The 15,325-nt window shown below is 25.9% G+C and carries 12 protein-coding genes; 2 read left to right on the top strand and 10 right to left on the bottom strand.

Features of this window, described 5'->3' with window-relative positions; all coding sequences use genetic code 4:
* Positions 1 to 21 precede the first annotated feature (21 nt).
* The 4 genes from prdC to ACI2WZ_RS02475 form a co-directional block, all read right to left on the bottom strand.
* Complete coding sequence (prdC, locus tag ACI2WZ_RS02490; RefSeq protein ID WP_500244497.1) at positions 22 to 1,344, bottom strand: proline reductase-associated electron transfer protein PrdC; 1,323 nt, start codon at positions 1,342 to 1,344, stop codon at positions 22 to 24.
* Between the two features lie 96 nt (positions 1,345 to 1,440).
* On the bottom strand, positions 1,441 to 3,282 hold the full coding sequence (locus ACI2WZ_RS02485) for a hypothetical protein (RefSeq protein ID WP_500244496.1): 1,842 nt from the start codon (positions 3,280 to 3,282) through the stop codon (positions 1,441 to 1,443).
* Between the two features lie 142 nt (positions 3,283 to 3,424).
* Complete coding sequence (locus ACI2WZ_RS02480) at positions 3,425 to 3,970, bottom strand: hypothetical protein (protein WP_500245173.1); 546 nt, start codon at positions 3,968 to 3,970, stop codon at positions 3,425 to 3,427.
* A 106-nt stretch (positions 3,971 to 4,076) separates the two neighbouring features.
* Entirely contained in the window at positions 4,077 to 4,715 is a 639-nt protein-coding gene (locus ACI2WZ_RS02475; RefSeq protein ID WP_500245172.1) for a hypothetical protein, read from the bottom strand.
* Positions 4,716 to 5,403: 688 nt separating this feature from the next.
* Between ACI2WZ_RS02475 and ACI2WZ_RS02470 the strand changes: the two genes are divergently transcribed.
* Both ACI2WZ_RS02470 and ACI2WZ_RS02465 read left to right on the top strand, forming a co-directional pair.
* On the top strand, positions 5,404 to 5,865 hold the full coding sequence (locus tag ACI2WZ_RS02470) for a hypothetical protein (protein WP_500245171.1): 462 nt from the start codon (positions 5,404 to 5,406) through the stop codon (positions 5,863 to 5,865).
* A 217-nt stretch (positions 5,866 to 6,082) separates the two neighbouring features.
* Positions 6,083 to 6,430, top strand: coding sequence for a hypothetical protein (locus tag ACI2WZ_RS02465; RefSeq protein ID WP_500245170.1), 348 nt, complete (start codon positions 6,083 to 6,085; stop codon positions 6,428 to 6,430).
* Positions 6,431 to 6,603: 173 nt separating this feature from the next.
* On the opposite strand, the gene ACI2WZ_RS02460 is transcribed toward ACI2WZ_RS02465, so the two are convergent.
* From ACI2WZ_RS02460 to ACI2WZ_RS02435, 6 genes are all read right to left on the bottom strand, one after another.
* Positions 6,604 to 7,527, bottom strand: a complete 924-nt coding sequence (locus ACI2WZ_RS02460; protein ID WP_500245169.1) for a carbohydrate kinase family protein — start codon at positions 7,525 to 7,527, stop codon at positions 6,604 to 6,606.
* Between the two features lie 3 nt (positions 7,528 to 7,530).
* Positions 7,531 to 8,979 (bottom strand): glycoside hydrolase family 32 protein, encoded by a 1,449-nt coding sequence (locus ACI2WZ_RS02455; protein WP_500245168.1) that lies wholly within the window; start codon positions 8,977 to 8,979, stop codon positions 7,531 to 7,533.
* Between the two features lie 17 nt (positions 8,980 to 8,996).
* On the bottom strand, positions 8,997 to 10,904 hold the full coding sequence (locus ACI2WZ_RS02450) for a PTS transporter subunit EIIC (RefSeq protein WP_500245167.1): 1,908 nt from the start codon (positions 10,902 to 10,904) through the stop codon (positions 8,997 to 8,999).
* 16 nt (positions 10,905 to 10,920) lie between these two features.
* The gene (locus tag ACI2WZ_RS02445; protein ID WP_500245166.1) at positions 10,921 to 11,619 is read right to left on the bottom strand and encodes a GntR family transcriptional regulator; all 699 of its coding nucleotides are present in this window, start codon (positions 11,617 to 11,619) and stop codon (positions 10,921 to 10,923) included.
* 202 nt (positions 11,620 to 11,821) lie between these two features.
* Positions 11,822 to 13,171: a DUF2130 domain-containing protein gene (locus tag ACI2WZ_RS02440; protein WP_500245165.1), complete on the bottom strand. Its 1,350-nt coding sequence runs from the start codon at positions 13,169 to 13,171 to the stop codon at positions 11,822 to 11,824.
* A gap of 874 nt (positions 13,172 to 14,045) precedes the next feature.
* Entirely contained in the window at positions 14,046 to 15,077 is a 1,032-nt protein-coding gene (locus ACI2WZ_RS02435) for a hypothetical protein (RefSeq protein ID WP_500245164.1), read from the bottom strand.
* Positions 15,078 to 15,325: the final 248 nt, after the last annotated feature.

Below are 15,325 nucleotides of genomic sequence, written 5' to 3'. Positions count from 1 at the left end.
AATGTATTTGTTTCAAACCGTTTAATCTTCAATCTTTCGATAAAGTTTATGATTTGAAGCTCTTAATACAAAATCTGTCTTATGGATTAATTTCAAACCCATATTTGGAGTTACCTTAGCAACAGTATTAGTCCGGGACTCACAGGTACCAATTAATATTGCTGTAGCTCCTTCTTTTTTTAAAGCCAATACTGTTGGTGCTTGACCTGGACATATACCAGGTAAATTACATCTTAGTCTTCCGTTTTGATCAGGAAGCATTCTTTTACAATTTCTTTCACCAACAACTTGTCCACCCATAATATTTGCTAGTTCTCTCAACTCTTCGAGTTGAGCGCCACACTCACAACCAATAAGTCCAAATTTTTCTTTTTCAAAATGATAGAATGGGGTCGCAACTAAAAAACCCCCACTAGTTTTAGTGACGGGGGTTTCCATATCTCTAATTTGTCCTGTAAATGGTCCTCCAACATACAATGGACCAGACGAATCTATAGAACCAAAAACTTTTTCCAAAATACTTTTGGCAGTTAATCCTATAGGTGTATCTAAAAAAACTTTTCCTTCTGAAAGAGAAACTTGATTTACTCTGCCACCAACCGTTAGATCTTTTGTAATGACTGGTCTGAGTTCATCGATTGCTCTACTAACATTTTTAACAGTCTCCACATTAGTTACAATAGACTTGGTTTTCCATGGTAATTCGCCTGGTTGCAATTCAATACCGGTTATTTCACGTATAATAACTCGTTCATCTCCGGCAGGATACATATCTGTTAAATCAAAAATTTCAATATTTTCTTCTTCTAAAAGTGCTTTTCTTATAGTTAGGAATGCTTTAGTATACTTATGTTTAGTAGCAAAATATCCTTTTTTAGCGTTAGTGATTTCCATTAAATGTTTTAGTCCTTTAACTATGACATTTATATTGTTTTCAACATAGCTGATGTTATGATTCAATATCGGCTCACATTCTGCTGCATTAACAATAATTTTTCCATTATCATCATCACTAAATTTTATTTTAAATTTTTCATAAGTAGGAAATCCTGCTCCACCAGCACCTACTACTCCAGCACTTTTTATTAAGTCTAATTTAGATAGTTTTTCGTCTAGTCTTATATATTGCGAATCATCTTCGTTCAAATCATAATTAAGAAGCTCAATTGATTTTTCATCAATCTTACCTATTTGCGCACTAAAACTAGAATGTATGTTGGAACCTAATCCATTTGGAACGGCTATTAATTGTCCCCTTTTTACCATATCACCAGTGTTGACGATTGGTTTACAAGGAACACCAACGTGTTGCTTTAATAAAATTTTTAAAGCCGTAAAAACCATTCCCTTCACAAATATGATATACCCATTAGTGAAAAAAGGTAATTAAAAGAAAAAAAAGATTTGCATCTTTTTTTACGTATATTTACTTTGGAAATACTAGATATTAAACATTTTTACTATGTCTATTTTTATAGTAGTACCATTTATATAGAATCCACCAAAAGTATACTTAATTTCTTTAGAAACATTATTTTGACCTTTTTTAGCTTCAATAACGACACTAAATTGATTACTAATAACTGCAGTTCCTTTTCTTATTTGAATATCTTCAAGCTTCATTGGATTTAAGTCTTTGTTTAAACTCATAAATTGTTTTAATATTGATTCTTCAACTTTAACAGGATTATCAACATCACTCATACTTAGAAAATCTTGGGTAATAAAGTTACCACTTTCTTTTATTTGGTTTGCACTATCACTTAAATCTAATGGTGCAACTCTTATGAATACATCATCTAATGATCCATTAACTTTTGTAGAGTTTGAGTTTGCTTTTAGATTAAATTTCCTATTTATTTTTTGTCCTTGTATAACATGGAAGTTTGATAATTGAATTTGACCAACTATGTCATCTGAAATATCAGCGTAACCATTTTGTTTGAAAAACTCTTTTATCAAGTTAGATTTATCTGTTGAATTTAGGTCTAAATCAGTATATTTATTTGCATAACCTTCAACAAATCCTAATATACGATCAAACTTAGAAATATTAATGCTTTCATAAACTTCTAAATTAAAGCTTACTGAGTCAGCGTTTTTATATGATATCGTAATAACTGTTTTTCCTTTAGATAAAGGAGTAATTGTAATTGCTTTAAGATTAGAATTGTATTCGACTTTAGCAACTTTTTCTACCGAACTTTTAATTACTGGTAACTCATTTGCGATTGGATTCTTAATAGATAATGAAACGTTTTTTGAACCATCTTTTTCAAATAGCGCTTGATCGGCAATTTTTTCAATAACTGGTTTTTCTACTACTTTTTCTGTAACTTTTACTTCTACTGTTTCATCACTAACTGCATTATCACTTCCAAAAACAAGAGATGTTGAACCAGCTTGTTTGACATTTAATTTTATCTCCTTATTTGATTCGTTAATGTTTATATCTAAAAATGAAGGTTTTTGTGATTTTAATTTAAGGTTTTTGATTTTATCACTGTATGTTATTGTTGCAGCTGGCAAGATATTATTTTCTATGATCAAATCAATTTTATTTTTACTTAAACCTAGATCAAATTTTTCCTTTTTAATACTTACAATTAAAACTTCTTTTAAATGATATTCTTCACTAAAAAAAGCAACAGAATAATGATCACCACTAAAGTTTTTATCGATTTTAATAGTGATTTCTTTTAACTCATTATTTATATCTACTGTTATACCCATAGTCGTGAATATTTCCACAACTTTAAGGTCGTTTATTTTTTCGTTAAAGTTTATAATTTTTTTAGTTTCATTAGTTTCATCGAATGCTATAGTTTTTTGAGGTAAAATGTTTCCAATAATTGGCACATTTTCATTAATGTCTGGTGAAGTATTAGGTTTAGATAACCCTTTTCAAACCCCAAAGCTTATAGCTGAAATTAAAGGAATCAAGAGAACAAAAAGCATATAATACATTTTTTTAGGATTTACTCTCCTTATTTTAGTTTGCATATGAGATTCATAAGATAGATTTGAAGGTTTTCTTTTTGAAATACTCTCTTGTATCTTTGTTTCTATTTGGCAACTTTGGATACTTGGACTTTTTTTAAAATCATATTTACCAACTATTCGTGACCTAAAATGTAGATATTGTTTTTTATTTTTAAAGTAAAATTCTGTGTAACAATTTATACACTTGTAATGCCCACAAATTTTATCATAAGCAATTTTTAAATGTTCACACATGTCACCGTCATTTTTTAAATAAAATGAGTTAAATCTTGTACTCATACTTTATTCCCCCTTTCCTCAAAAAAATTTGTAATATATTTTAGCAAAAATGAAGCTAAATATAAATAAAAAAATATTATTTCTTATATTATAACATTTTATGTGTATAAAAAAGTCTCTTTGTAAGAGACTTTTATGTTGTTTAAATTATATTGATATTTTTAAAAAATAATAATTTATATTTTCATTTTGTCACACTCATTTTCGATGTGCTTGAGTATGAATATGTAAATTTATAAATATATATTTTCAAAGTTGTGCTATTTTTTTGACCTTCAATAGTCGGTATATAAGAAACACCCTGTTCTTTAATATCAGATAAGTTATTTAGTTCTGTGAAGTTTTTGATGAATGGTTCAAGAGTATCAGTATACTCACCATCTAAGGAAATATCTTTAATTATTAAAGTGTCATTTAATTTGATTGAACTAGTCTTTGTATAACTGTCATTTAATTTATCCTTTTTTTCACTTAAATTGAATACTTTCTTTTTTGAACAATCAAAATCATTACAAAATTCTGCTTTGCTGTCTTCTAAGTCTTTTATGAATGTTTTATCATTTTTTTCGTTCTCAAAGTTTAATTCCTTAGCAGGATCTTCGATCCCACAAGAAATAGTTAAAGATGATGTAGTACCTAAAGAAAACGAAAGTGATAGTGTACTTATTATTGATATAAGTTTTTTCATTTATTTTCTCCTTGATTTTTATATTATAAAAATTGTAACAAATAATATTATTTTTTTTATATAATTTAGACCTTCAAAAAAACCTTCTTTTAAGAAGGTTTTCACATTAAGATATAGTTATTGTTTTTTTATACATTAAGGTTGATTCACCTTTAAGTTTTTCTTTAACGTTGTTTTGTGACGGATTTTCTTCTGGTAATTTTGCATCTAATTTAAAGTTGTAAATAAAAGTTGTAAATTCTGAGCTATCTTTTACTCCCTTGATAGTCATAAAATAATAATCAACAGTTACTCTTTTTTCTGTTTTATTTACAACTTGCTTATTTTTAAAGTCATTTAATTCATTAAAAATTTCTTTCATGTAATTTGGAAATGAATCTTCTATTCTTGAATCTTCATTTGATTCTTCATTATTTATTGCAGTTGTTTTATCTACAGTAAAATAGACTGCTGATCCTTCATATTTACCAAAATCTACTTCATCTGATTCATTCTTTTCATCAAGATAGTCCCTTTGTAATTTATTTTGATCAACTAATAATCCTCTTCCCTCAGAATCATTACCGATTTTAGTTTTATTTTCTAAAACTTCAACAAAGCTTCTGTCATTTTTTCCTTCTTTGTAAGTTAATGTTTTTACTTCATCTGAAGGTTTTGCTTTTGAACAAGAAACAACATTAGAAAATAATGTTCCTGTTGATGATACTAAGCCAATAGCGGCCATTAAACTCATTAATTTTTTCATTTTCTATTCACCTCAAAAAAAATATAACAAATAATAAGTGTTATTACAATACACATTATAAGTTTTTTTAAAGTTTCACTCTTTATTTAGACAAAATTATTAGAAATTCGTTTTAGATAATACCAGTAATTACACTAACTCTTATAAAAACAAAAAAAACTCTACTTCTATTTCTTTTAAAAATAACATAATTTATTTTTTTATTGATAAAAATATTAGTTTGTTACTTATAAACTATAGAAAAATTTAAAGCAGCATATAGACTAAACAAGTTAAAAGTATATAATCGATAACTCCAATTTGTTTATTTGTGTATGATAATCTTTCTCTAGTTTCTCTTCTTAAAAATTTATGTTTTTATAAACCAAACAAAGCTGCAGAAACTGTTAATCCTATTGAACTTAATAAACCTATTCCAAACTTAATATTCATTTTTTAATCACCATTACTTTATTAATTAACAGTTGTTGAATATTTTTTATATTAACAATATTTTGGAGAAAGAAAATTATATATAATAAAAGCATTTTTACAAATATTAAGTTACTATAAATAATTATTTTGAGTGCATCAAATTAAAAAAATTATTAGATATACTGGTAGTAAGAAATTTTAAGGAGGATTTTTAGTATTAATATAATTAGGAAATTATAATCTTATGTAATATAATAAGTTTTTAGGGGGCTTTATGAGTAAAGAAAATAATTACATAAAAGAAAAGCAAAAAAAAGCGAAACTAGAACATAATCAATATGTGCAAGATAAAATAAGTCAAGTCCTAGATAATCCTATGGAAAAACAATTATCTTTTAGGAATTCTAAAAGATTAAGATATTATGATTACATTATAATTATTTTGGCTTGTTTGTTTGCTATTGGTATATCTTTTTTAATTTCAATATATTTACTAAAGAATATATCTCGAACAGAGTGAGTAACAGCAGCTTTTACAGTTTTTTCTATAATCGGTGGTCTCGTAACAAGTTGATTAAAGAACAATTATGTAGCAAATTACTATAATGATAAACGTAAGAGATATCAAACAACTCTTTCTGATGAAGAAGGAACTATGAGAAGAATAGCAAAAATTTTTCTCATAACTGGTGCAATCTTATTAATAGTAAGCATCGTTTTTATATTTGTGCTTTAAATAAACACTCTCATGCATATAGTATGGGAGTATTTTATTCATGATTGCTTTTTTTACTTAAATAATTTAAGACCAAAGTTACTCACCTTCAAATTGCAACTCAACGTCTTTATAAAAGATAACATTATTTAATAATAGATAGCTCAAATCGTTGCTTTTAACCTTTTTTTAGTATCATAAATTGCGACTCAATGTCAAATAGAAAGGTAATAAAAAGATGAACGGATTAGCCAAAGGTGGAATAATATCATCAATTATAGGAGCTAGCATTTGTTGTCTGGTTGGTATTCTATTACTTGTCGAAGGATCAACAATTGCTAAAACATTTAAATTTATGAGTGCAACATTATTAGTTATGGTCAGCGTTTTTTTAATACTTGGTCCTTTACTTGTAATTATATTTGGTGGATTGGCATTATCAAAAAAATCAAATACATTCAAAATTATTTGTGGTATTTTATCTTTAATATGTGTAACATTTGCATGATCAGCTTATTACGTACCATTAATTTTATTTCTTGTTGGTGGAATTCTAACACTATGTGGAAAAGTTAAAAACGCATAATAATAAAACTATAATTATATATAAAAAGAATTTCTATTTAAGAAATTCTTTTTCTTTTTAGCTACTTTTAAAAATATTTAAATATCCACAAAAAGCCCTATTCATTTAAAATATTTCCTTTTGTCTATAATGATTATTAGATAATAAACACATTTCAAAAAAGGAGTTACCTCCTATTTTTTAAAAGAATCAAGGAACGTTAGTGCCCCTAAATGTCTAACTGTTTGATTAGCAAATTTATTAGACTTCATAACTATTTCAAAAATCTTTTCCTTGCTTGAGTCAGAACCTATATTTTCAGAAACAAATTCGTTAATAAGACTTGAAACAAAAGCATCGCCAGCCCCTGTTGTATCAACCAATTCTTCACATTTGATTGTTGGTACATATAAAATCTCATTATTTCAACCACACATTGTATCTTTTGAACCACGAGTTATACATATTAATGCCTTTTTATTATTTTCCATTAGTTTTATTAAAGCTTTTTCTTCATCCTTGATACCTGTTAAAAGTTGCAACTCTTCGTCACTAAGTTTGATTAAATCCGCTTTTAATAAAAACTCGTTTGTGAACTTACAAAAATTATTAATATCTTCACTTGTCAACCATAGCTTATCTCTAAAATTAGGATCAAAACTGAATCTTATATTGTTTTTCTGAGCAAATCTAAATAAATCTCAATAAGATTTATTTAGATTACCTGGTAGAAATCCTGTGGCACTACCGAAATGAATGAAATCAATTTCTTTTAGTGATACATCTTCAATCAAGTCAAGATTAAATTCAGCATCACTATTTCTAATAAATTCAAAAAATCTTTCTTTATTTTCATCTAATGTAACTCTAGCTATAGTGGTTTGCAAATTTGAATCTTGTATAAAATTTGTTTTAACATCAAATTTTTTTAAGAAAGAATTAATTGTTTCTTTATGATCATCATTACCCAAAGAACCCATAAAATAACTTTCATTTGTTCCTAAAGCAGCAATAGAACATGCAACATTAAAACTTGCTCCCCCAACTTCTGCCTTGTCAATGCCATCAGCAGAATAGACGTCCATTAAGACTTCACCTATTGAAACTATTTTTTTCATATCTTATTCCTCTATTTCATTTTTGAAGATTATATTATTTCAAATGTACTTGTTTGAAATCAGCTGATACGCTTCAAATTCTTTTAAATTTAATTTAATTTTACTATGATTTTTTATGAAAAATCTTAACGAAATTGCATACTGACCATTATTTATAAATAACTCTAAACAACTTCTATCGATCATTATTCTAATATCTTCGATGTTTAACTCACCAAAATTTATTTGCGAAGGTAAATTAGTTTCATCTATATAATCCATTTTTGATCTATCTATTGAAAAAACATTGTTTACATTTTTCAAAATTACATAGTTATTATCATTACCTATAGAGATTTCGAAGTCATTATTATTTATGTTTGTTGATAACAATTCCACAGTTCCATTATAATAATTTATTTCGTTATTGTTTGTTTCAATTTTATTAGAACGTAGTGCTTCTAATTCTTTTATTGGTAGTTGATGAATGACTCCGTTTTTTAAAAATAACTCTCTTGGGACTGTTAAATGATTACTTCAAGTCGTTAACTCATTAGGATATGGATTAGATTTTGAATTACCTAATCAACCCATCATAATTACACGCTCATTTGTATTAGCAAATACTTGAGGTGCATAAAAATCATAACCTAAATCAATTTTTATTAGTTTAGATTTGTATTTGAAGTTTATTTCATCATCTAATTCTATCTCTCTATATTTTACAAAATGACTACCTTCATTTAAGGGAGCATCTTGTTCAAGGCAAGCAAAGATAAATTCCTTACCTTTCAATTTGAAATAATTAGGGCATTCCAACATATATGAGTTTTGTTCATCACCAGAATCAATATTAATATCTTTAAATCATTCTCAAGTTGTTCCGTTGAAAACATAAAGATTAAGAACACCTTCTTTTTGTTTAGTTTGTGCCCCATTTAGCATATATAGCTTTTCATTTTTCTCAAATACAACTGGATCTCTAAAATGACCAGTATATTTATCCAAATCACACTCGAATAATAATTCTTTTTTCACAATCTTTTCTTTTAAATCTATGAAAGCTTTTAATGTGTAACTTGTTCTATTAATATCATCAAACTTTATGTTTCCTGTATAGTAAATTTCTATTTGTCCATCTGAATTAACTCTGGCACTTCCTGAAAATACACCATTTTTATCATACTTATTTGAAGGTATTAGTGTAAGACCTTCGTAAACATAATTAATGAAATCCTTAGTTGTAAATAAAGCCCAAGATTTATTATGGTGTTCAATGCTAAAAGGACAATTTTGCATAAATACAAAATATTGTCCTTTGTAATAAACTAAACCGTTTGGATCATTTGTAGAACCACAATAACCAGATAAATGGTATTGGTTATTATATCAGTCTTGTTCTTTTTTCATATGATATTCTTCAAACAAGTTTAAGTGATCTTCATTAATTAAACTATATTTTTCTCACTTCATTTTATATACCAACCATTCTATCGTTGACTTCTTTTGCTTTCAAGCTTTTTTTTTTTTTTTTTGATTTTATCCAAGTGAGCTTGTCATTTTTGAGGGTCTTTTTTCAGATTTTTTAGTTCTTCTTTATTTTTAAGTTTTGCTTCTTTTTCTGCTTTTTCATTCATTTTTAGTACTTTAACTTCTTCAAGATAACTATCGTACTTTTGTTTCGCATTTTTTAGTTTTTCTTCTTGTGATTTATATTTTTTTAATTTACTTTCTGCTTTTTCTAATAATTTATCATGATTATCAACAGATGTATCTTTTTTAATTCTCTTAAGATCTAATTCAGCATTAACAACTTTAGTTGACAACACTTGCAATTGTTTTTCTGTAACTTTTTTTCCTGATTCTCAGTAAAAGAAAATAGTTAGTGCAAATGCAGATGAAAAGGCAACAATATTAACCAAGATTATTAATAATAAATTCCTTACATTGTTTGAATATAATAGTAATCCAGGAAGTACTGTCACTCCCATTCCAGAACAAGTTACTTTTAGTAAACCTGCAACAAATCCACCAACAAATCCACCAACAGAAGCAAATATAAATGGTTTAATTTTAGGTAAGTTTACTCCAAAAATTGCGGGTTCAGTTATTCCAAAAACTGTCGAAACAGCTGATGAAATTGCTAGATTTTTTTCTTGCTTAGCTTTTGATTTCAAGGCTACCGCCATTGCAGCACCTCCTTGAGATATAATTGAAGCTGTTCAAATTGCATTAAAGATAGATCCTTGTGCAACTCCATTTTCAGGAATGCTTCCATCAATTACTAATTGCATTTCAAGTCCTTGTAAAACTTGATGACATCCTGTTATAACAATTGCTTGTAATAGTCCCGCAATTAAAGCAGTTCCAAATCCAAATGGAATATTTAAGATTGCTTTTGTACCAATTAGTACCCCTTTTTCTACTAACAATAGGATTGGTCCTAGTGCTAGTAATGCGACAGCAAGTGAAATTGCTATTGTTAAAAACGGTGTAAATATGATATTAACTGATTTTGGCATTCAAGTCTTTATTCATTTTTCTAAATAAGCGACTCCAATACCAATAATTAAAGCTGGTAAAACAGATCCTTGATAACCTGTTATTGGAATAATTCATAAATATAGAGGTTTAACTGGAGTATCCATGATACCTAAACCAGTAGAAGCCATTCATTCTTTTTCTCAACCTTCACCATGTTTATTTTGGAAGGCGCTTTGAGCATCTCAAGTAGCGATAGCTCCTTTATCAGGTAGTAAAGGACTTATCAGCATCAAACCAATAATTATTCCTAATACAGGGTTACCCCCAAAACGTTTTACAGTTGATCAACATACTAAAACAGATAATGAACTAAAAGCTGTTTTAGTTACGATATCAATGATTTTTCCAAATAATGAGCTTTTATCGTAATGAAAAATATTTTGAAATAAAGCCGCAAGCCCCATTGCTAACCCAGCAGCTACTATTGCGGGAATAATTGGTAGGAATATATCTCCTAAAGTTTTCATACTCATTTGAATTCATGCAAACTTGCCCCCTTTGTTTCTTAAGGCTTCTTTGTTTGCTCTTGCTTTCATTTTGAATTCTTCAAAGTCAGTATTTTTATTAGTTTTTGAAGCATTACTGCTTTCAATAGTTGTTTCTAGAAGTTTTTTAACTTCTGCATAGGCAGCCTCTACAACACCTGTACCTAATATAATTTGTAATTGATTTTGACTTCAATTAATTCCTTTTGTAATTGGTGAGCTTTTGATTGCATCTATGTTTACTTTTTCTTTATCATAAACATTAAATCGCAACCTAGTGACACAATGTAAGTATGTATCAATATTTTCTTTTCCACCAACTGCATCAAGAAATCTTTTTGCCTCATCAGTATAATTAATTTTTGCCATTGTTTATTAACCTTTCTTATTTTCTTCACTCAATAAAGTTTCATTCAAAATAACTTGGTTGATAATAACTTTTTCTAAACTCTAATAGTTCACCAAAAATATCGTAAACTCTTCCTTCATCTAATATCAAACCGTTATTTATCTCATCTTTTAAAGCGAATTCTTGTTTCAATGATTCACTATCAGTTATAAATGAGATTTTCTTAGAAGAGTGGCTCAATATTGACTTTGATTTATTTTCAATAAAATAAATCAAACCATGGTTGTTTAAGTCATCTAATGTTAGATTTTTAAATTTTTCTTTAGCTAAATAACTCTCTTGAAACAAGATTAATTCATTTTCTAATGTAAATCTAACACACTTATATTTGATAATTCTTTGGCCCACTTGATAACCAGTAAGTTTCGAGATTTCTTGATCACAAACTACTTCAATAAAATCTTTGTAAATATTTTTAGATCCTGGGAATAATTCTCGAAAGCTAAATAAAAGATTATTTGCAACTTTATCTTGGACAATAAAACCTTTACCATTGACAGCTTTTACTATTTGTAATTCTATTAGTTTATTAAAAGCCATTCTTATAGGTTGTTCAGAGTATTGAAACTTAGTTTTTAACATATTTTGACTAGGTAATGATTCTCCAGGTAAAACTTTATTTTCTCTTATCAAATACATTAAATAGTCAAATACTATTTCTCATTTTTTGTCCATTATACGTTTCCTTTATTGAAATTATACAATGATTATCAATAGTTTAGTGTTAATCAATCATTTTATCTAAATATATAATTTATTTTGTGAATTGATACATAATGATTATTTAATAAATACTTCAATAGAGAAACACCTATAATCATAAGTTTTGTAAAATTAGGTCAAAAAAAGAAACCTTAGTGAATTAAGGTTTCTTTATTTAAAATGTGAAACTTTCTATAAAATTAATTATTAATTCTTGGAATTTTCTAACAATTATCTCTCGATTTTTGGTAATATCAGCAACTTTATTTATGATAGTTTTTTCATCACCTTCAATATTATTTATACTTTTTTGGAATACTGATTTAAATAATTCAAAAGATGATGTCTTTCATTTACCAAAATCATCCATAACATCATTCGAAGCACCTTGATTTTTTAAATTATTTTCCATGATGATGATTCTTCTAATCATTCCTATAACGAATGCAAAACTTTCTGGATCTGCTATGAAAATATTTTTATTTTTATCTGATACTAAAAATGGTATTTTGAATTTGTCGACAACTGAAGTTGCCACTAATATAGCATAAGAACCAGATTCCTTAGCCATGTCTTCAGCCAATTTAGTCTCTCAGCTTTCTTTTCACTCTCCATTTTTACATTCAAATACTATTCTCCCTATTTCTTTGTCATCTACTTTAACAATTTGAAGGTAATCAGCTTTATTACCTACTCTTGTTATTTTTTTGATTTCATCATTCGAAATTGCAGCCAACTTTCTTAATTCAGTTTCAACCTCTAATTCTCAATTTTCGCCTTTTATTTTATTATTTAAAATTCTATTTGTGGCATTTGCTAATTTTAATTCATTGATTATTTTATCTTTTTCTTCCAATAATTCGGCATTCATTTTTAATAGTTCTTGCTCTTTTAAAATTAACTCAGTTTTTAAAGAGTTTTTTAAGTTATTAACCTCTTCTGTTAATGAAGCAATCATATTGTTTTTACTTAACTCAACTTCCATAACTTTTGATTTTAAAATATTATCTACTTGTTCTTTATAAGATTGGAATTCTAGTGTTGTAGTGTTTAACTTATTTTCAAGATTACTATTTTTTTTATTAACTTCTTCTAATAATTTTGAGTATGTGTTATTTATTTCTAACTCTTTTTGTTTTAAAGCTAATTCTCTATCTTTGTCACTAGAATCAAGAGCTTTTTCAAGTTCATTAATTTTTGTTAGATATTTATCAGTTAATTCCTTTTCCTTATTTAAGATTGATTTCTCTTTTTCTAGTTGTAATCATTCGATTTGTTTTTCTAAATTGTTGATTTTGTCTTTGTTTTCGCTTTTTATGTTTAATTCTTTTAACTCAACTTGTTTTCTTAATTCTTCTTGATAGTTTCTTTCAAGCTGTTTTTTAATCTCTTGATAATGCTTTTCTTCGTACTTACTTACTATCGAATTCTTGAACTCGTTGAATTCAGAAGTGTGTTTATCTAAATTTTCATCCGATATATTTACTATTTCTAAACAGTTCGGACATTTAAATTTGAATTCCATGTTTTTTTCTCCTTTTTTTTTTTTTTTTTTTTTACAATAATACTTATTTTTAGAAATATCTATATAAATTGCTCTATCGCAAATAAATAATAAATTACTTGTAAAATTTTACTTTTCTATTTTTTAAATAATAACAATATTATATAAAATAATATTTTTTAAAATTATGCTAAAAGTAATGTTCGATATTTTAGTTACTCTTTTAAAAAAGTGTAAATTATAAATATTTTATTTAAATAAGCGTTACTCATCATGATCTATTTATCAATCAGATATAAGTTATTAATCTTTAAATATTATTTTAATATTTATTATTATAGGTTTTTTCCTAAATATTTTTTTTAATTTTCTTTTAATAAAAAAATACATATTAAATCCTCCTTTTGAGTGTAATAGACAAAAGTTTTATTTGTTTTTAAAACTACTTACAAATTAATTTAACAAACACTCAAGAAAAGAGGAATATGAACTTAAATTTTTAAAAATAAAATATTTTGAATGATATATAAAGGAATTTTGTGACTGATGTACTAAGGTGTTAATTATTCCTTAATAATGATGGTTATATAAATCCTTTAAAAATATTATCTTTATAAAAATAAGCATTACTCATCATGAACTATTTATCAATCAGATATAAGTTATTTTTGGGCTATTACATATTTATAATAACATATAAGTTGTCTTTTCTCCTTTTTTTTTTTTTTTTTATTATCATTTAAACCTTTAATAATTGATAAAAAAGAGATAATAATTATTAATAATCATATATTTAGGTAAAATGTTTCGATATTTCAAATTATAATTTATCACTAATCAACAAACTTTTACTTATTTTTTATAAAACTATACATATTTGTTTGCAGTAATTATTTTAATAATCTTCTAAGATGTTTAAAATAATAGAAAGTTCATCAACGTCAAATTCTTCAACTTCCTTATTATTTGTAAGTGACATATAAATTTTTTGAGATAATTTAACCTTATCTTCAGCGGCAAAATGAATAACACCTGTGTCAGTTTGATTGAAGTTTCTTATTTGTTCTTTTGACAAGTTAAATAAAAATGATAAGGCAACAATTTTAATATTATAGTTTCTAGCTTTAATTTTAGTATTCTTTTTATATGCTTCAAGTTGTCTTTTAATTTTTGCTTTCTTACTTTCTAAGTTAGTGTTATTTCAGTATTCGGATCACTGTTTTAATTCTAAAATCACTATATTATAATCATCTGCTGTTTTGGTAATTAGCATTAAATCAGGTCTAAGAGGAAAATATGTTTCTTTAGCTCTTTCATTTTTACTTTTTCAATGTACTTCTTTTTCAAAAACTAATCAAGTATTTTTTATAAAGTTTTTCTTATTCTCGTTATAAAATAAAGCTTTTAAAGGCCCGAAGTTTGCAAATCAAGATTGTTTTTCTTTATTTGAAATATCATTTATTTGATTACATGCTAGTAAACTCATAACAATCATTCAACCATTATCTGATTTAAAATCCTCTAATGTCATGATAAATTTTGCATTATTTTGTGTTCCTTTTTCTACTTTATCAAATACAAATTTTAATGCTTTTCTATAATTACTATTGCTAATAAATTGTCGTTCTAATCTTTTGAAAAAGCTATCAAAATGAGTTTCCTTACGATTATTGTCATTTAAAAAGTTTTTAATTGATTCTTGTTGAAAAAGTAATAATTCATTTTCTTTTTGTCGATAGCGACCAATTATCATTCTATTGTTTTGTTTTAAATTTAAATTTTCACTAGATAATTCAGATAATTTTTTCTTATTATTTTGTAATACTTCCTTAATTTGCTTATTCTTATTTTTATTCCAAAAAATATAAACCATTAATACAAATATTATTAAAGTAAAAAATATTATAATTCAATGTAAATAATTCATCTTTCTTTCATCCTTTTTTTGATTATAGAATAAAGTAATTGAAAAACTTTTTAAAATTGTGAATATAAATATAATGTTCGTTTATTTATACCTTTAGAAAAGTATTTTGTATATTTCTTTAAAATTAAACTCCAATAAATTTTTAATTTTGAATAATTAATATAAATAAATCATTTACATAATGATAATAATCATCTATTAAGTTAATGAAAAATCTATTTATATGATTATCTACCAATAATTTTGAA

This window comes from Spiroplasma endosymbiont of Megachile willughbiella (assembly GCF_964273395.1).
Lineage (GTDB): Bacteria > Bacillota_I > Bacilli_A > Mycoplasmatales > Mycoplasmataceae > Spiroplasma_A > Spiroplasma_A apis.
This window is presented reverse-complemented; position numbering and strand designations above follow the sequence as displayed.